The following is an 18,307-nucleotide window of genomic DNA, read 5'->3' on the forward strand; positions in this document are numbered from 1 at the left end:
CACTTCAATTTAAACTTAAGGAGGTTATTATGACTAAACAACTTTTTTACAATTTTTCATTATTTGATGGTAATAAACGTGATCTCCAAGCTGATGCCTGGATGTTAGTTGATGATCAAACGGGTAAAATCGTCAGTGTAGGGACTGATGGCACTAACCTGCCCTCGGCTGAACAAAAAACCGACTTAGCAGGAAAATATGTGATGCCTGGTTTAATTAATTGCCATACTCACATAACCATGGAGCCAAGCGTTGGGGATGGTGGAACTACAGCTAACGTTGTTGCCTCAACGGTTAGAGCTGTCAAAAACTTACATACCTTTTTAAAATCTGGTGTAACCTACATTCGTGAATGTGGTAGTACTTATGATATTGATATTACCTTAAGCAAGCTAGTTGCTGACGGTACGATTGACCATGCACCCGAGATTTTACCATCAGGTCGGCCTTATTCAATGACTGGCGGTCACGGAGATTTCCCTAACTTTGGTCACTTAGTTGATTCTCCTGATGAAATGCGTAAAGCCGTAAGGCGTGGGCAAAAAAAGGGAGCTAAGGCTATCAAGGTCATGGCAACCGGTGGCGTAATGACTAAAAATGATTTTATGGATGATCCGCAATTGAGTACAGCAGAAATAAGCGCGGCAGTTGAAGAAGCTCATCATAAAGGCAACATCGTAGCCGCACACGCAGAAGGTAATCCAGGAATCTTGAACGCTATCAAAGCCAAAGTCGATTCTATTGAACATGGCTTTTATGTTAATGATGAAGAAATTGATCTTATGCTTTCTCAAGGAACCTTTTTAACGCCAACAATTGTGGCAGACTGGGCTATTCCCAAATATGGTACTGGTATTTTGCCCGACTGGGAAATTAAAAAAGCAGCTGATGCACTAGATGATTTACGTCATAATATTGCCCATGCCTATAAGCGCGGTGCTGCGATTACCTTAGGTACCGATGCTGGTACGCCATTTAACGATTTTTCTATGACTCCTTTTGAGCTCGAATTGATGGTTAAAATTGGCTTTAGCACATATGATGCTCTGCAGACATCTTGTCAAAACTCAGCTAAATTAATGCAAATTGCCGATGAATACGGCACGCTAGAACCAAACAAATACGCGGACTTCTTAGTATTAGATGCTAACCCATTAGCCGATATTACTGCCGTCCAACAAGAAGATAAAGCGGTATACAAAAAAGGGCAAAGAGCATATTAAAAAGGAGCTATCATAATAATGGAAACACAGCCTTGGTTTAAATTAATTCCGCAAGAGCAAATGATTAAATGGCGGCGATATTTTCATGCTCATCCGGAACTTTCTTTTAAAGAAAACAAAACTAGCAAAGAAATAACTCAGATTCTTGCATCCTTTGACCAAATTACTATTACTCATCCCACTCCTACCAGCGTCCTAGGAACAATTAAGGGAGCATACCCTGGAAAAAAGATTTTACTACGTGCTGATATAGACGCACTTCCTGTAAAAGAGGAAACCGGGCTCGACTTTGCTTCACAAAACGATGGCGTCATGCATGCCTGCGGTCACGATACGCATACCGCAATTTTATTAGCAACAACAAAGGTATTGACTCAATTACGGTCACAATTGCACGGAACGGTTCAGGTCATTTTTCAACATGCTGAAGAGCAGGTGCCTGGCGGTGCAAAGGAAATTGTTGCCAGTGGTCAGTTGCATAATCTCGATGCTGTTATTGGCTTGCACATCATGACTGGGCTTAAAGCCGGCACTGTTAACATCGTAACTGACGGCCCGGTGACAACGGGCGCGGATGCTTTTGATCTAACAATTCAGGGTAAAGGTAGTCACGGATCAATGCCGCAAGAAGGCATCGACCCAATTACTGTCGGTACAGAGATTATTAACCAATTACATACAATTACCTCTCGTTTTACCCCGCCAAAAGACCTAAACGTTGTTACTGTGGGCAAGTTTCATTCAGGCGTTGCCGTTAACGTCTTACCTGACACAGCAACAATCGGCGGTTCCGTTCGCACTATTGATGAAGACACGAGGCAGGCCATTGCCAACAGAATTAAGAAAATTGTCAAGAATACATGTGACACTTATGGTGCTTCCTACCAATTAGATTATCAATTTGCATATGCTGCAGTCATAAACGATCCTAAGATTGCCAGTCTTGTTAAACGATGCGCACTTAAAGTTTTGCCTAAAGAAATGGTTCCTGCAGGGACAATGATGAGCGCTAGTGAAGACTTTTCCGCATATGGTAAGCTTGCACCTCTTTGCTTCTTCTTGCTTGGTGGTGGAACCGAAGAGGAAGGATATCCTTATTCCAACCATAGTCCTAAATTTATTATTGCTGAAGATGCACTTCTTAACGGTGTAAAAACCGAAGTTGAAAGCGTCTTAAAATTTTTAAGTTAATATAATGTGATATAAATTTTAACAACTGTACTAGTTAAAATTGTAACTAATCCCTTAAAAAATCAAACAAGTAGAAATGAGTGTTACTGCTTTAAGACTAAAAGCATGAATTATTTTACTCAATTTTCCTAAAGTAAAAAATTCATTTATCACTAACAAATTATCAACTTGTTAAAGATTTTTTAAATTGAAACAATAAAGCTAATTTAATATTGCAACAATTATGAATTCGAATTCTAATTTGGCAACTTTATTTTTTAGCAACCAACTGTGACACTAAATTACTAAACACCGATTGTACCAAAATACTTGTATTTGTTATTCCTAATGATTAAGTAAACTAATTTACCAATATGATAAATACCTTGTAGCTTTAAATCGTTACCATATTTGGTAATATGGATTAACAAGTCATATTATTGCTTTTAGGTCAAGTCATGTCTAGATTTATTTGTAAAAATATATAACCTAGTAATTTTTCAGATAAACTCTGGTACATCAAAAGCTGCAAAATTGAGTTAAATAATTTTGCAGCTTATTTGCTTAATTAAGATTTTTATTACTGCGCTTAAAAAGCAAGCACTATTCACAAGCTAAAATGTCATCCCTAACAAAGATTTTAGTAGTTAATATCATTAAATGACAAATTAATCCCATTTGTTGCAATTACTCTTTTATACCAAAAGAAAGATTTCTTTTTTATTCTGTTACAAGTTCCACTACCATCATCTTGAAGATCAACATATATGAAACCATATCGTTTACTCATTTCTCCGGTTGAAGAACTAATTAGATCAATACAGCCCCATGGCGTATATCCAATTATTTTGGCGCCATCATAAATTGCTCCACTAATCGCTTCAATATGTGCTTTTAGGTACGCTATTCTATAATCATCATTAACTTTTTTCTGCCGAGTTAGCTCGTCCTTAGCTCCAATTCCGTTTTCTACGATAAATAACGGTTTTTGATACCTGTCATATAGCTTATCAAGGATTATTCGCAGTCCTGTTGGGTCAATTTGCCAGCCCCATTGGGATGCAGTCAAAAACGGGTTCTTAACGCTGTGAGTTAAATTGCCCGGAACAATCTCTCTTTTATTAACTGTGTCAATAGTGTTTGATTGATAATAGCTTAAAGAAAGATAATCGACTGTTCCTTCAGCAATTTCTTTTAGTTCACTTTCCGTCCAGTCTATATCGTTCTCGGTTAAGCCATGCTCTCTTAAGTACCGGTAAGTACATGCTGGGTATTGTCCCCTAACTTGTACATCGGAACAAAAGAAATTAAAGTCTTGCTCTCTGTGAAAACTTGCCAACTGATTCTGCGGGTTGCAATCATAAGAATAATTTGCTGTAGATAAAATCATACAGCCCATCTTAATATTAGAATTTAATTTGTGAGCGTATTTAACAACGCGTGCACTAGCAATAAATTGATTATGCCAAGCTTGAAAAATATTTTTGTAATCCTTTGACCCAGTTTTAGGTATTAGGCCTTGTGACAAAACTGGAAAATGGACTGCCGAGTTAATTTCATTAAAAGTAATGAAATATTGCACCTTAGCAGCATACCTTGCTAAAATAGTTTTCGCAAACTTTACAAAGTATCCAATCATTTTTTTGTTGGCCCAGCTGCCGTATTTATTAACTAAATACAGCGGAATTTCATAATGTGAAATTGTAATTACTGGCTCAATTTTATTTTTAATGCATTCATCAATTAAACAATCATAAAAATTCAATCCAGCTTCGTTTGGCTCTTGCTCATCACCTTTGGGAAAAATTCTGCTCCAAGAAATTGAAAATCGGTAACATTTAAAGCCCATCTCTGCAAACAGACCAATGTCCTCCTTATATCTATGATAATGATCAATCCCGAAGTGGTTAGGGTAGCAATATTTTTCGTCATCGATTTTCCAGTCAAAGTCATCACTTTGAAGAATCTGCAACCTCTTTTTGCCACCCGGCATAGCATCTACTGTAGAAGGCTTTCTGCCGCCTTCCAAATAAGCACCTTCAATTTGACATGCAGCAGTAGCACCTCCCCAAAGAAAATCATCTGGAAATTCTTTTAAAAGCATATTAGTTCCCCTCATGTTTTGTCTGTTTATTCAAAAAATTGTACAGTCCGCCATATAAGTTAGCATCACTTAAAAATGTCGTAGCAACGATTTCAGGTAACTCAATATTGCTTGCAATTTTGGGAGAATTAACTATGCCAGTCTGAAACTCTTCTTTGATTTGTTTAATTAAAACCGGTTGGCTGCTAATACCACCGCCGATAGCAACTTTTTGCAGGTCAATCACGCTATGGATATTTAATATTGCTGCAGCAATCGTTGCACAATAATGTTTAAAAATAGGTAGTATTCTCATGTCTGCGTCATTGATTGCATCAAAAACTTTGATTCCGTCAAGCTTGTCAGGTATGCCAAGTTTATAAGAGCATGCTTCAACTAAGCTTACGGATGAACACAATTTTCCCACAATATCTTTGTCTGCAATTGAGTTTCCTAAAGTCATAAAACTTATTTCACCAGCCTGATCATGAAAGCCCCGAAGCAACTTTCCGTTGGCAATAATGCCGCCACCCACTCCAGTACCTAAAATAATGACTGCACCGTTATCAACATTATGCATGCTCCCCCGCCATATCTCAGCAAGCGTAGCAGCACGACCATCATTTTCAATTTCTACGGGAATATTATATTTATCTTGTAAGACATGCTTAAAGTTGAACTTGTCTAAGTAATGCAAGGATCCACCATGATATACAATTCCTTTTTCTGAGTTTACTTTCCCGGGAACGCTTATGGCAATCCCCCGAATTTGTGATACAAAAGGTTCAACTATTTCATCAAGTTTTTTAATAAAATCAGTTACACCACTTTCGGGAGTGTATGTAACCTTTTTTTCTATTAAGTTTCCGGATTTATCGAAAAGTCCTGATTTAATATTTGTTCCACCTATATCTATACAAAGATATTTATACATATTACCCATACCGTTTTCTTTTTATTTTGCATATTTCTTTAATAAATAAATTGGCGTGCAACTCCAAGCATGACAATAACTATTAATCGCCAAACTATTATAAGGCGAAAAACTAAGATCATCTGGTTTATAAGCTTCCCAGAAAGTATCTGCTCCTAATTCAAGCATTCCGCCCCAGTATTTCTTAATCAATTTAATCGCTAATTCATAATTATTTGATTCAAACAACGCAGTCGCAATATGATGATACATATACGGTGTTGTAATATCCTTAAAAGGATAAAACCTTTCCATGCTCCGTTTCATTAAATCGTGATTTTTATCATCAGATAAAATATGCGTTAGCACCATCCAAACTTGACTGGCTACATTAATTTTCTTTTGCTTTCCACTGACAAAAAAGCCTGTTTCTTTATCGTAAAGAAGGTCAAGAACTGCTTTTTGAATATTCTTCAGTTTTTCAGCATACTCCGTCATGTTCTCATTAATAACTTTTCCTAAGGAGATAAATTGCTTCAGTGCATATAATAAAACCGCAGTCGCACAAGTAGTTTTATCAAAATTATTTCCTGAATCAATGTATATTGGCCAGTCTGACCTTATTTCGACTAAATTTTGGCCATTTAAGTATAGCAGAGCCTGCTCCATTTCCCGTTTTGCAGCTGGAAATAGATCTTTCAAAGTTGCTAAATCAAGGTACTGTTTGTAATAATCATACAAAGTTGAAATGAAGAATAGACCATAATCATATAAAAACGTGTCATCTGGAATTGGTTCATCAAAATTAGTGAATAAATTACTGGTGATTCTGCCACTACTAGTTGGAAGCGCCCCAAATAAATATAGACAGCGCTTAACCAGATCTTGGTCATTATACGAAGCATAATTGGCCAACGCTTGTAAACGCAAATCACCTAGCCACAGCCTTCTGTCCCTTTTGGGTCCGTCTTCAAAAACATCTTGCATACAGTCTCTAAGCGTTTTTGCACTTACTTCGACAATTTGATCTAATAATTTATCGCCAGTTTTTGGCAGGTTAACATCAGACAGCGTTACTGCACTTTTTGCTTCAAAAGTAGGGTGATCAAATACCACTTTCCACTTTGGTGAAGTATCAACTACCTCTAATTTAACATACCGACAAGCATATCTTCTTGTTAATTTTAAAACAGCCGGCAGCTTGTCCATATGGACATATTCTTCTTGGAGCCATGACTTGCTCAATGCCCCTTGATATGGTTCTTTAATTTTTACCAGTTCAATGGGCTGCTCCGCAAAAACTAAATGCAAGAATAACGGCGCATCCATCGGGGAGCCAACCGAAGAAATACCAATACTAAAATAGCCGACATGATGATCGCCAAAATCCAGGATAATTGAATCACCTTTACCTAAACTATAGTCGCTAAGGTTTGCCAGTTTCTTCTCCGAAGGCTGTAGTGAAATATTTTCTATTCCTTTACCTTGTCCAATTTCAACAATATCTTTGGCCTTGACAATTTTACTGTGCAGCGGTTTTTGAACCAACTGCGCTTTTTTTAGTAACTCGTCATTTCTTTCAAAATCGATATTTTTACCTGTTTGAAAATGCATAATGCTACCTCCTTAACCTTGTTGTGTAAGCCGCATTCTTCTAAAGGCTGTTACTGTAGTAATAATGGCTAAAACGAGCAGAATAACTCCGGCATTAATTATTGCCAACTTACCAGTTTTACCAATTAGACTTCCCGCGTACGGGGAAATAAAAGAGCCAAAGTTCGAGCCAACTAATGCTAACGAAGTATAAAATGGCGCATTTTGTGGCAACGCAACTTCACTAATGCGGTTAAAAATATAAGGAGTAACGTTTGATGCAGCGAATCCGGTTAAAATATTTAGCAAATAGATAATAGTCATGGTCTTAGAAAAACCAATCATTACAAAGCCAACCCCTACAAGAGCAAGACCCATGGGCAACAGGTAGCCCTTTAAATGTTTATATAAATAGCCGAAACACATTCCACCCAGCAATCCAGCTAAGTTGTGAATACTCCATGCGGTAGCAGACTGAGAAGCTGTACCAATTTTATTTTGCACTAAAAAAGTCGGCAGTTTAACAGCAAGAATCATAAAGCTGACCATCGCCATAAACATTAAAAACATGAGTGCAATCAATAGCGGCTTAGACTTTTGAATCTTTACTGATTTCTGACCATCCTCTTTGGTTTCAGTTTGTTCTTCAATATACCCCTCTTTTTCTGGACTTGGAACAAAGATTACAAATAAAATCACAGCTGGAACAAACAGCAGATAGACTAAATATGAAGCATGCCAACTAATTTTTAATAATTGACCTGCTAAATAGGTCATTAATGAAGTACCAACACCAGCAATAGCTGAGCGCCAGCCCATTAATCTGGCACGCTCGTCTCCTTGAAAGAAAGTACCAATTAAGCTAATCGCAAGTGGATTTGCTAAACCAATACCAATACCCAGAACACCACGTGAAATCAATACAATAATATATGAATTTGAAAACGCTGGAATAATGGAACTAACGGCAGCTATTGTAATCCCCAATAGTGCTGTTTGCTTTTGACCAATTTTTTTAACAATTACTCCACTTACCAAGACAAACACGGTCACAAACATTGAGACGATTGTTGTTAGCATTTCTACATTAGTTAGAGAAACATTACTGAAAGTTTTGGCCATCCCTGGAATAGTTGCAGTTATTACGCTTGCAGCTTGTTCAACAATATTTAAAAATAATAATGCGATAATCAGCATTATCTTTTTAGTTTTACTCATTTTTTCACCTTTCAAAAAACAAATAATCTTCGTGCACTAAGATTATGAGTTAACTATAATTAAAATGATAAACAAATACTTGCTCAATATTATTATTTTTTATAAAATATCACTATAAAAGAAAGCGCTTTACAAATGAATAACTTATATTATTTACTAGAACATTTCAGTACTGCTATTAAACTGCCAGTACTTTTGTTTGATAAAAACAAGAATATCGTTCATAAATTTCAAAATAGCTTAATTCCCGACTTTCCCAAGTCATATCTCAAACACATTAATGAAAATGGCCAAAAAAACGCAATTTATTTGTATGCAACTCAAGAAAAAGATAGTTTTAGCGTGATTTATCTTTCTGATGCTAAAAATCATATAGTTGTCTTATGGTACAGCTCACATAACTTAAACAATTTGCAGTCTTATATTTCTAACTTTACCGAAATAACAATTGAACAATTAATAGAGTACAGCACTGTCCTTTATTTCAGCATTTTTCAAAAAAAGCCCATCATCATTCAGCCTATGAATATTTTGGAACATGCATATCAAACTTCAAAACAAAATAATAAAGTAGTGCAAAGCAACATTCAAACTGATCATGGCAACTATTTTAAAGAACAACTAATGATGAATTCTTTAAAACTAGGAAATGTCGAACTGTTTGAAAGTCAATTAAAGTCTTTTATTGACAGCGGCTCGCCTGGCAAAATGGTTAGCGGCAATGACTTACGTGAGAAAAAAGATTTGCTAATTGTTTCAATTACACTTTTTACTAGAGCGGCAATTCAGGGCGGCATGCGACCAGAAGCAGCCTATAATTTGAGTGATCTTTGCATTCAAAAAGTAGAAGGCTTAACTAATATTGGCAATCACTATGAAATTATGCTGGACATTGGAAAACTTTTCATAAAGCACATTAGGATAAATCGTGGCTATCCACATTTCAGATTGATTTATAGCATTCAGGATTACATATATCATCACCTAAACTCACGCATCGATTTAAGCGAGCTTGCAAAGCAGTTAAATTATTCCAAAAACTATCTTTGCGCAACTTTTAAAAAAGAAACTGGGAAAACTATTGTCCAGTATACTAACGAATTGAAAATTTATGAGGCTCAAAGTCAGATTATATTTTCAAAAAAGAATTTAGCTGAAATTGCAACTTCATTAGGTTATTCCAGCCAAAGTTATTTTTGTAAAACTTTTAAGCAGTATACGAAACTATCGCCAAAACAATATCGCAGTAATTTTCAAGTCTGAGACTTTACCCGATCGATAATTTACACTATTAAAAAACTCCATAATATTTAGATGATTTAATCTAAATACTATGGAGTAATTTTATTGTACTTGTTTTCGAGTACTGAGCTGTTTACAAACTCTTTAGTTTAGAAATTGCCAGCTTATTTGATGCAGACGTCAGATAAATTTGGCTTTTTATAGCGCCAAGTATTTTTCGGCATTGCGCAAATCTTCAATTGAAAGCTGCCCTGGTGCAGAAGTTTGTCCAACCGCGCCAAAAGATAAACTTGAACCAAAAACTTGCCCAGCAATCCTAGTTACCTTGCCAATGTCACCCATTGCCATTGTAATTAACGGATTAGTAATTGCCGCATGTGTTTCAGTTGTCGCCTGCAAAAGAGTTAAGACGTCACTGGCACTATGAGGCATACAAGCAAGCTTGGGCACATCGGCACCAAGCTCTGCCATTTTTTTCAGCCGAAATTCAATAACATCTTTAGCGGGAACTTTTTCAAAATCATGATTGCTCATAATTACGACAAGATTGTAATCATGTGCAAGATTAACCAGATTCTGAACCCGTTTTTCATCATGGAATAATTCAATATCCACGGCATCTCCAAGGCGATTAGTAATTACTGTTTCTATCAGCTTGAGGTAATCATCTTCAGTTAAATCACAGACGCCACCCTCATTTTTAGTACGAAAAGTAACTAAAATTGGCAACTCGCCAACCGCTTTACGTAGCTTCTTAGCCATAGTAATTAATTGTTCATGATCATTAATCCCAACAGAATAATAGTCAATGCGCCATTCCATTAAGTCAGGCTGAGCTGCTAAGATTTTTGTCGCTGAATTAATAATTTCGTCCTCATTTGAGCCAACGTTAGGAACCGCAATCTTGGGCAAACCTTCACCTAAAACAATATTTCTAATTTTTACTGTTGCCATTGATTTAACCTCAATTATTTATTGTCGTCAGAAAACATAATCTCACGAATATAATCGGTTGGCATATCTTTTCCGGTCCATAGCTTAAATGATGCGGCTCCCTGATCAATCATCATGCCGATTCCATCATAAACATGTTCAACGCCAGCTTCTTGTGCAACCTTCATTAGCTTAGTAGTTCTTGGCGAATAAACAGTATCAAAGACAACCATATCCTTGTGGAACCATGATGGATCTGAAACCAAAGTTTTATCTTCTAATGGCTTCATACCAATACTGGTAGCATCACAGTAAATATCACTTTCAGCAATTGAATTTTTAAATGCTTCTTGGTCTGAAAGCTCAGTTAACGAAACTTTACAATCTGTTTTTTCTTGAATAGTTTTTACATTCTTTTCAGCTTGTGCCCACTTATCATCCTTAATATTAAATATTCTAATTTCTTTGGCACCATCAAGTGCAGATTGAACAGCAATTGGTGTAGCAGCGCCACCGGCCCCAGTCATGGTCATAACCTTACCCTTAATTGAAATGCCTTCGTCCTTAAGGGCCTGCACAAAGCCAATCCCATCAGTCGTGTAACCCGTTAAAACGCCATTGTCATTAACAATTGTATTTACCGCATCACACATTTCCGAAGCAGGAGATAATTTATCAAGATACTTAATAACTTCTTTTTTATTAGGCATTGAAACATTTGAGCCCCGCATATCTAATGTCCTAATTGCATCTACAGCTTTTTCCAACTTATCATTACCTATCTCAAAACAAAGGTAAGTGTAGTTTAAACCTAATTTAGCAAAAGCATTGTTATGCATTGTTGGCGACATCGAATGCCGAATCGGATATGCCATTAAACCAATTAGATAAGTATGTCCATCTAACCAACCAGTAATCGGACCATTAATTCCCGTAATTTTATTAGCCATTTTAAAACTCTTCTTTCTTAAAAATAAATCCTTATTTAATATTCTATTTAGCTGAGGCACCAGATACAGTATCTGCTTTTTCTGCCGGTGTCGATAAAATTCGCTGGCAATTCGCATTATCTGCTGCTTCTGTGCCAGCAACAAATCCAGATGCATAACTCCATGAATTCATCATACTTGGCATTGAATCATGACCATTAGCTCCCCCAACTATTTCACCGGAAGCATAAAAATTAGCAACAGGATTGAATTCCTGATCAAGCAGCTGCATTTGCTTATTAGTTTCATAGCCACCTAAGGTCGTACAAAAACGGAGCTTTTGCTCAATCACGTAATAAGTAGATCCTTCATATTCGTGCATAAATTTAGCTGGACGGTTAAATTCATGATCCTTGCCGGCTTTAACTTCATCAGCATAATCTGTTAATGTTTTCTGCAAATTAGTGTAGTTAATACCGGCTTTTTGCGCGACTGTTTGTAGATCACCTTTGACTAAAATTGGACTCTTTTTGCCGTCAAGATCAAAAAAGCCCTGAACTTCATCTGCCGTAAAACCATATTTCAGCAATAATTCGTAAAACCTGTGCCAAGTTCGCTGATCCATAACAACAAAGGCAATTTTATCTTTTTGAGCAGCGATTGCATCCCTAAAATGAGTATAAGGTGCCGATTCATTTACAATTCGCTTACCACCGGTATTAACAAAAATAGCCCCCATATCAGTAGCTTCTTTAGTTGAATATGTCGTCAATTTTGCAATCCCCGGTTCTACTTCTAGACCGTGTGGGTAAACCTTATACCAGTCAAGATTGCGTGCTACTAAATTCATATTTTGAGCAAAGTCAAAATAATCACCAGTTGAAGTCATTGGCCCATAGTATGGAATTTTAGTTTTATGCTCGCGATAATCACGTGCACCCCAGCCACCAGCTGCCATTACAAGTGATTTAAAATTAACTTTTACCGTTTCGTGCTTGCCTTCAGCAACCAGTGAAACTAGCTTACCTTGATCATCTTTATTTAGTTGTTCAACCCTAGTTTCAAGTAGAATTTTTCCGCCTTTTTTCGTAAAAGCTTCTGCGACTTTTGAAACTAATTCATAGGAACTTTCTGATGGCATCTCAATTTGGCGATCGACTGAATGCTCAATTGTTTGCGTTTCAGCTTTTTGATAGGTAAGATTGGCAAACTCTGTGATGAAGTCCACCGCTTTACCAATATTATTAGCTAAAAGCTGCGATAGTTCTGTGTAATTGGTTCCACGACTTTCACGAGTAATATCTTTTACAAGTAATGCTGGAGAATCTTTTTGTGCTTCTTCACCAAATAAATTAGCAGAAACTTTTGATCCGGTGCCAACGACATTTGACCCATTAAGAATGGTTGCACCGCCAATATAACCGTTCTTTTCAAGCACAAGAACATTTTTTCCGAGCGCCAGGGCGCGCGCAGCAGCCATTAAACCTGCCATTCCTGAACCAATAACTGCAACATCGACATCTAAAATTACATCGCGGTGCTCTGGTTTTGGTAATTTAGACTGAATGGCAATACCATTTTCTTTAAGCGCCTTACTACCAGAGTCTAGCATTGCCTGGGTCATGATTGATGCACCAGAAACGGCATCAACAGCAAAACTTTGATTTTTAATGACGTTTTCTTTGAGTTTGCCAACTACTTGTTTAAAAATACCAGGCGTTTCCGAACTTTTGGTTACTTTGATATCTTCAATCCGATCATTGGCCACAGCAATATCAAAATCAATTTGGCCATTACGTCCCATTGCTTGGGCTTTAATTATTTTTTCTGACATAAATAAATTCACCTTTTTTATTAATTAGCCTTTAATAGCAAATTTCTTACTGCGAACAATTAAAATTGCTGCTAATACTACAGAAATTATTGTGATAATTGCAGTAATCCAGAAAACCATCAAAGTACTTGCAGCGTTTGCTTTTAATACAAATGCTGCAACTAATGGTGCAACAAAGTAAACTACGGCTGGTGCAAAACTATAGTATGAGGTAATCTTACCGTGGCTTTGTGGGAAATATGATGTCAGAACTGATAAGCCAACTTGCCACACACCACCAGCAGTAAAGAAACCAACTGCTAGCGCACCGACTTCGCCTGCCACTAATGACGGACTAATGATCATAAACAGTAATCCAAGAGCAGTAATGATTGAGTAAACCAAAATCAGATTTAGCCGTTTAACTTTTGTAACTAAAGCTGAGGTAACAAAAACTGAGATTAAGGAGGCAATTGAATACCAAGAAACTAATTGATTAGCACTTGCGGCAGGCTGATTTAATACGTATTGACCATAATATGGTGCATATAAAGAAAAAATGTAAAACGTAAAACAAAGCGTAAAGCCTAATGCAATAATCATTAAACCGTCAACTGCCAATTTGGGCTGTTGAGCATCTGCTAAATGAGTCTCAGTTTCACCTGTATCATCCTCTTTTTCGACAGCCTGTGGTGCGTAAGCCGTCTTAAGCGTAATAACAACATCAAGTAAAATTATTAATACTAAAATACAAGCTGTTATCCGCGGATTATTAATTAGCTTGACACAAAATGGAAACAGCATTTGCATTACTTGCATTGCCGCTTTAACAAAAGAATTCATTGTTGCTGTTTTTGTAGGAAATGCATCTGCTAAAGCCGGATAACCAGCCGTATCACCAAATGAGTTGGTAGCACCAAAAAACATTGCCGCAATGCCAGCAACCCAAATGTTGCTAGCAAAAGCTGCTCCGAGCAAGAAAACCGCATCACTCAGTAATGCAATTAGTAAAGTTTTCTTGCGCCCAATTTTATCTGAAATTGCTCCAGCAAACAGAATCGTAATAATTCTGCCCAATCCAACCATAGCAATGACCAATGATACTTGAGTTTCGCTGGCATGCCACGAACTAGCTAAAATTTGCCGATATTGGCTAATAAATAGCGTTGCAGCACCAACAACTGCAAAGTGTAAGTAAACAGAGGCTGCTACTCCCGCGTAACTTTTTTCTTGTTTCATAACTTCACCTTTCAAAATTAATCGTTAATAAGCACAAATAATATAACCTATTTTATGTTTTATGAATAATTGTTTATAACATGCTTGCTATTATTAATAACTATAATAGAAAACGTTACCACAGTGGGATTCTAGGCAAAATTTGTACTGCTATCTTTTTGTGAAAATTGTTTTAAACAAGTAAATATCGTAGTTTTTGCACTTATGAATACGCTTTAATACACCTTTTTATAGTTTATCTTAATACTTTAGTTAAAAAAACAAATAGCGAGGAGAAGTACCTCTGCCTTTACTCTCGCTATTTTATTATTTAATACCAAATCTTTTTTTAATCATTGCAAGATATTTTTGCTCTTCTTGATCCTGTGGATGATATTGCTCAATTGAGCCAGCAATCGGATTCAGTTTCTCATCCACTGCAACATAAGTAAATACGGCTTCTCCAATTAGCTCCGTACTTGAATCATCGATTGCCAGCCGATTAATCTCAGCATAGATAGTCATCGTTTTGGAAGTTGTTTTAAGCAAACTAACACAAAAACTAATATGATCACCCACATAACTTTTTTTGTGGAAAATAAACTTATCAATTCGACCGGTAAGTGTTCTCGTATGACAGTATGAGTTAGCAAACATCCCCATTGCCGAATCGGCATTATCTAGTAGTGTGCCGCCATGTGTAATATTCATGTGATTTAGCATTTTGGGCGTAATAAAATAATCCGCCATTTGTCGTTTAAAAAAATTATCTTCCATTTACTTTTTGCCTTCCAGCAGTTTTCGTAATAAATATTTTTTCACTTTGCCGTTGGCTGTTTTAGGTAAAGAATCGACTATCCAAATTTTTTCTGGCCATAGTTTTTTATCAACTTGCTGTTCTTGCAATTCAGCAAGCAGCTTAGTTTTATTTAATGTTGGTTGACTATGATTTAAAGCAATGATTGCGCCAATTCTTTGTCCTAGCCGGTCATCGGGTACGCCTAAAACGGCTACTTCCTTAATATTTTGACAGCTTTTGATTTTTTCTTCAACTAACGCTGCAGAAATATTTTCACCGCCACGAATTATCTTATCGCTATTGCGACCATCAATTTCAAAAAGACCGTCACTATTATAATGACCTAAATCACCTGTTATCAGCCAGCCATGATCAAAAGCTTCATGCGTTTTCTCAGGATTATTAAGATAGCCCTGAAACACTACTGGCCCGCAAACTTCAATTATTCCTTGAACATCTTTTTGTTCGACAACGTGCTGTTTCTTAACGATTCGAACCTTGACGCCAGTTATTGGTGTTACCGCTGTCGTCATAGCCTGATGTTCCGCAAAATAATTGCTTGGCGTGTAACTAAACGGAACTGCTTCTGTTAATCCATAACAATTATAAAGTGGAATATTGCGCTTTTTTGCTTGGACTAACAGACTAGTTTTGATCTTGTCACCGCCACAAATTAACATTCTTAGCTGTCCGATATTTGCAACGTGGAAAAGCAAATCATACATAATAGTTGGCAAGCTATCAATACAAGTAATCGGCAGCCGCAATAACAATTTAGCCACTTCATCAACTTGATAATGTTTCATTAAAACCATTGTGCTTCCGGCCATCATTGTTGAAATTAATCCGTGGTGAAAGCCAATTGCATGGTAAAGTCCCGAAACTAATAAAATCATGTCATGCTTATTAATACCGAAAGCGGCATTATAGCCTATTTCTGCAGTCAAAACATTTTGGTTAGATAAGACCACGCCTTTTGACAGACCACTGGTTCCAGATGTATTAATTACAATCACTGGTGCGCTAGCCCCTGTTTTATTAGTAAAAGGACTAATACTATGCTTTATTCTGGTAAAAATTTTTAGATCACCATTTACTTCAACTTGATAATGCTTTAAGTGTTTAAAGTTGCTAATGGTATCCCGTCCACGAACCGAAGCTTGGGAAATAATTGCACAAGGTTGAAATCTTTCCACTAAGTTTTCAACTTCGGTAATGTCCAAATGCGGATTCAGTGGATTTATCACCGCGCCAAGTTCAATACACGCAAGAATAGTAGCAACATTTTCAACATCAAGTTCAAACTGCAGTGCAACCAAATCGCCCTGACCAATTCGACATGCTTTCAGTAACTTAATTTTAGCCGCAACTAACTTGGCCATCTCACCGTAGCTATATTGCTGATCATTTTCAATTACAAATACTTTTTGTCGACTCTGGCGTAAACGCCAGTTCCATAGCTCCTTAACGGTTGCTATCTTAGCGTTAACATTCATTTTTTCGCCTTACAAAAGATCATTCAGTTGGCTAATGACTTTGTTTGCATCCCCAACAATGCCATAATTAGCCAATTTAAAAATCGGTGCTTCTGGATCAGTATTGACTGCAATTATTTGCTTTGATTTATTCATTCCACTAGTATGCTGGACAGCACCGGAAATGCCAAAAGCATAGTAAACATCTGGCTTGACCGTCAAATTAGAAATGCCAATCATGCGTTCCGGACTAAGCCAACCCAAATCAGTTACTGCTTTAGTGGCGCCAACACTGGCATTCAATTTTTGAGCTAACTTCATCAACGGCTTAAACTGCTGCTGTGAACCTAATCCCTTACCACCAGCTAACACTACTTTAGCAAAAGCCAGTCCATTGCCCGCAGTTTTTGCTTGGCGATACTGCTGCTTTGTTTGCTCATTTAGCGACCAACTGATCACATCAACTTTAGCCGGTTCATTCGCTGCAACGCCATTACACGAAAACGTAATCACCGCTTGTTTAGCTAGGGGAATAACTCGCTTGGCACTAGTAGCACCAATATCTTGCGTAACCGTCAAGTTCGGTGTTTCAGTAATTTTTTTGGCATCTGCAACAAAAGTTATATCAAGTAAGGCAGCAATTCTGCTTCCTAGACTACTACCCAAACTATCATTATCAAAGACCAGTAAATAATCTGTTTTGCTTCTGAATATCTGTTTTAGTTTTGTTAAAACAGCATCAAAGTTAGCAATTGTATAAGCATCATTTTGATAAATTGTTGTTTTAACTCCGGATTGAGCATACTTTTCTGTAATTTCTGTAGCATGATTTGAAAAGACAAGTACTTCTTTTTCACCAGCAAAATTATTCTTTAAACCTGCTAAAGTATTGCTGCTGTTGCCATCCATACTATTTCGATCTTCTACTTGAATATAATAGATTGATGTCATTTTTCTACCTCAATATTCCGTTTTGGCGCAACGCAGCAACTAACTTCTGTGTAGCTTGGGGGTCTTCAGTTAAATCAAAAATTTCTTTTTGCGGTCGTTTATCCTTAGCTATAATCGAACTAGTTTTTTGCTTAGGCAATTTGTTAAAGGAAACGGCTGTAATACTTGTGTTAATGGCCTGATTTAAAGCAGAAAAGCCTGCTAAATGACTAACACTAACTGAACTTAAAACGGTTATAACAGCTGGTAATTTGCACTTGCCAGTAATTGCGCCTTGCTCCAATTTCATTTCAAAATTAAGTCCTACATCAATTGCTGAAAGACGATCATAGTAATTTGACCCTAATTGAGTCGCAATCATTGCACTTAATTCAGTCCAGCCTGTACATCCTGTCAATATTAAATCGTAATTCTTATCTTGCTCTTTTAGGTAGTGGACAAATTCCTGCGCAATATAGTTTTGCTGCAAAGGATCATTAACATCACCCGCGGTAATCTTAATTGCTTTATTAGCACCTAAAGCCAGTGCTTCATGTAGAACCCTTTCAGCTACCTGGTCTTGTTCAAAAGTATAGGCATCAATTGTGCCGCCTTCTTGTTCAATCAGCTGCAGAGCATACTCTAGTGCACTTTTGTCTTCCTCACTCAAAAATAAGTTATTAGAATGATAAGTCACTTGTTTATGATGCGAAGTATACGTTTTTGAATTTACCGCTGCTTTTGCAATCACTGCAATTTTCATTTGAA

General features: G+C 36.9%; 15 protein-coding genes. 3 read left to right on the plus strand and 12 right to left on the minus strand.

Annotated features, from left to right (window positions below; all coding sequences use genetic code 11):
- Nucleotides 1-29 precede the first annotated feature (29 nt).
- Nucleotides 30-1,223 carry a metal-dependent hydrolase family protein gene (locus J3U73_RS07085; protein WP_267409984.1) on the plus strand — a complete coding sequence of 398 codons (1,194 nt, stop codon included), beginning with the start codon at nucleotides 30-32 and terminating at the stop codon, nucleotides 1,221-1,223.
- 18 nt (nucleotides 1,224-1,241) lie between these two features.
- Nucleotides 1,242-2,414 carry an amidohydrolase gene (locus J3U73_RS07090; RefSeq protein ID WP_267409985.1) on the plus strand — a complete coding sequence of 391 codons (1,173 nt, stop codon included), beginning with the start codon at nucleotides 1,242-1,244 and terminating at the stop codon, nucleotides 2,412-2,414.
- Between the two features lie 619 nt (nucleotides 2,415-3,033).
- On the opposite strand, the gene J3U73_RS07095 is transcribed toward J3U73_RS07090, so the two are convergent.
- Genes J3U73_RS07095 through J3U73_RS07110 form a run of 4 tightly spaced genes read right to left on the minus strand, consistent with a single transcriptional unit; the run spans nucleotide 3,034 to nucleotide 8,200 of the window.
- A complete protein-coding gene (locus J3U73_RS07095; protein WP_267409986.1) occupies nucleotides 3,034-4,497 on the minus strand; it encodes a glycoside hydrolase family 1 protein in 1,464 nt (487 codons plus the stop codon).
- Nucleotide 4,498: 1 nt separating this feature from the next.
- Complete coding sequence (locus J3U73_RS07100; RefSeq protein WP_258562411.1) at nucleotides 4,499-5,419, minus strand: ROK family protein; 921 nt, start codon at nucleotides 5,417-5,419, stop codon at nucleotides 4,499-4,501.
- Between the two features lie 12 nt (nucleotides 5,420-5,431).
- The gene (locus J3U73_RS07105; RefSeq protein WP_267409988.1) at nucleotides 5,432-7,003 is read right to left on the minus strand and encodes an alpha-rhamnosidase; all 1,572 of its coding nucleotides are present in this window, start codon (nucleotides 7,001-7,003) and stop codon (nucleotides 5,432-5,434) included.
- Nucleotides 7,004-7,015: 12 nt separating this feature from the next.
- On the minus strand, nucleotides 7,016-8,200 hold the full coding sequence (locus tag J3U73_RS07110; RefSeq protein ID WP_267409990.1) for an MFS transporter: 1,185 nt from the start codon (nucleotides 8,198-8,200) through the stop codon (nucleotides 7,016-7,018).
- Between the two features lie 135 nt (nucleotides 8,201-8,335).
- Between J3U73_RS07110 and J3U73_RS07115 the strand changes: the two genes are divergently transcribed.
- Nucleotides 8,336-9,463 carry an AraC family transcriptional regulator gene (locus J3U73_RS07115; RefSeq protein ID WP_220268942.1) on the plus strand — a complete coding sequence of 376 codons (1,128 nt, stop codon included), beginning with the start codon at nucleotides 8,336-8,338 and terminating at the stop codon, nucleotides 9,461-9,463.
- A gap of 177 nt (nucleotides 9,464-9,640) precedes the next feature.
- Here the strand turns inward: J3U73_RS07115 and aroD are convergent, their stop codons facing one another.
- The 8 genes from aroD to J3U73_RS07155 form a co-directional block, all read right to left on the minus strand.
- Nucleotides 9,641-10,396 (minus strand): type I 3-dehydroquinate dehydratase, encoded by a 756-nt coding sequence (gene aroD / locus J3U73_RS07120; protein WP_267409991.1) that lies wholly within the window; start codon nucleotides 10,394-10,396, stop codon nucleotides 9,641-9,643.
- A gap of 14 nt (nucleotides 10,397-10,410) precedes the next feature.
- The gene (locus J3U73_RS07125) at nucleotides 10,411-11,325 is read right to left on the minus strand and encodes a shikimate dehydrogenase (protein WP_220235033.1); all 915 of its coding nucleotides are present in this window, start codon (nucleotides 11,323-11,325) and stop codon (nucleotides 10,411-10,413) included.
- Between the two features lie 43 nt (nucleotides 11,326-11,368).
- On the minus strand, nucleotides 11,369-13,138 hold the full coding sequence (locus J3U73_RS07130; RefSeq protein WP_267409993.1) for an FAD-dependent oxidoreductase: 1,770 nt from the start codon (nucleotides 13,136-13,138) through the stop codon (nucleotides 11,369-11,371).
- Between the two features lie 24 nt (nucleotides 13,139-13,162).
- Nucleotides 13,163-14,356 (minus strand): MFS transporter, encoded by a 1,194-nt coding sequence (locus tag J3U73_RS07135; RefSeq protein WP_267409994.1) that lies wholly within the window; start codon nucleotides 14,354-14,356, stop codon nucleotides 13,163-13,165.
- A gap of 306 nt (nucleotides 14,357-14,662) precedes the next feature.
- The gene (locus J3U73_RS07140) at nucleotides 14,663-15,112 is read right to left on the minus strand and encodes an acyl-CoA thioesterase (protein WP_220220515.1); all 450 of its coding nucleotides are present in this window, start codon (nucleotides 15,110-15,112) and stop codon (nucleotides 14,663-14,665) included.
- Nucleotides 15,113-16,630, minus strand: a complete 1,518-nt coding sequence (locus tag J3U73_RS07145) for a class I adenylate-forming enzyme family protein (protein ID WP_267392612.1) — start codon at nucleotides 16,628-16,630, stop codon at nucleotides 15,113-15,115.
- A 9-nt stretch (nucleotides 16,631-16,639) separates the two neighbouring features.
- A complete protein-coding gene (locus J3U73_RS07150) occupies nucleotides 16,640-17,560 on the minus strand; it encodes an electron transfer flavoprotein subunit alpha/FixB family protein (protein ID WP_267409995.1) in 921 nt (306 codons plus the stop codon).
- A 4-nt stretch (nucleotides 17,561-17,564) separates the two neighbouring features.
- Nucleotides 17,565-18,302 (minus strand): hypothetical protein, encoded by a 738-nt coding sequence (locus tag J3U73_RS07155; protein ID WP_267409996.1) that lies wholly within the window; start codon nucleotides 18,300-18,302, stop codon nucleotides 17,565-17,567.
- Between the last annotated feature and the right edge of the window lie 5 nt (nucleotides 18,303-18,307).

The sequence above is a fragment of the Lactobacillus sp. B4005 genome (assembly GCF_026536045.1).
Classification (GTDB): Bacteria; Bacillota; Bacilli; order Lactobacillales; family Lactobacillaceae; genus Lactobacillus; species Lactobacillus panisapium.

Bases quoted from the DNA above. Each gene is read 5' to 3' on its own strand.
- J3U73_RS07090 (WP_267409985.1), top strand. From the start codon at position 1,242: ATGGAAACACAGCCTTGGTTTAAATTAATTCCGCAAGAGCAAATGATT.
- J3U73_RS07125 (WP_220235033.1), bottom strand. From the start codon at position 11,325: ATGGCTAATAAAATTACGGGAATTAATGGTCCGATTACTGGTTGGTTA.
- J3U73_RS07110 (WP_267409990.1), bottom strand. From the start codon at position 8,200: ATGAGTAAAACTAAAAAGATAATGCTGATTATCGCATTATTATTTTTA.
- J3U73_RS07095 (WP_267409986.1), bottom strand. From the start codon at position 4,497: ATGCTTTTAAAAGAATTTCCAGATGATTTTCTTTGGGGAGGTGCTACT.
- J3U73_RS07130 (WP_267409993.1), bottom strand. From the start codon at position 13,138: ATGTCAGAAAAAATAATTAAAGCCCAAGCAATGGGACGTAATGGCCAA.
- J3U73_RS07155 (WP_267409996.1), bottom strand. From the start codon at position 18,302: ATGAAAATTGCAGTGATTGCAAAAGCAGCGGTAAATTCAAAAACGTAT.
- aroD (WP_267409991.1), bottom strand. From the start codon at position 10,396: ATGGCAACAGTAAAAATTAGAAATATTGTTTTAGGTGAAGGTTTGCCC.
- J3U73_RS07100 (WP_258562411.1), bottom strand. From the start codon at position 5,419: ATGGGTAATATGTATAAATATCTTTGTATAGATATAGGTGGAACAAAT.
- J3U73_RS07115 (WP_220268942.1), top strand. From the start codon at position 8,336: ATGAATAACTTATATTATTTACTAGAACATTTCAGTACTGCTATTAAA.
- J3U73_RS07150 (WP_267409995.1), bottom strand. From the start codon at position 17,560: ATGACATCAATCTATTATATTCAAGTAGAAGATCGAAATAGTATGGAT.
- J3U73_RS07105 (WP_267409988.1), bottom strand. From the start codon at position 7,003: ATGCATTTTCAAACAGGTAAAAATATCGATTTTGAAAGAAATGACGAG.
- J3U73_RS07145 (WP_267392612.1), bottom strand. From the start codon at position 16,630: ATGAATGTTAACGCTAAGATAGCAACCGTTAAGGAGCTATGGAACTGG.
- J3U73_RS07135 (WP_267409994.1), bottom strand. From the start codon at position 14,356: ATGAAACAAGAAAAAAGTTACGCGGGAGTAGCAGCCTCTGTTTACTTA.
- J3U73_RS07085 (WP_267409984.1), top strand. From the start codon at position 30: ATGACTAAACAACTTTTTTACAATTTTTCATTATTTGATGGTAATAAA.
- J3U73_RS07140 (WP_220220515.1), bottom strand. From the start codon at position 15,112: ATGGAAGATAATTTTTTTAAACGACAAATGGCGGATTATTTTATTACG.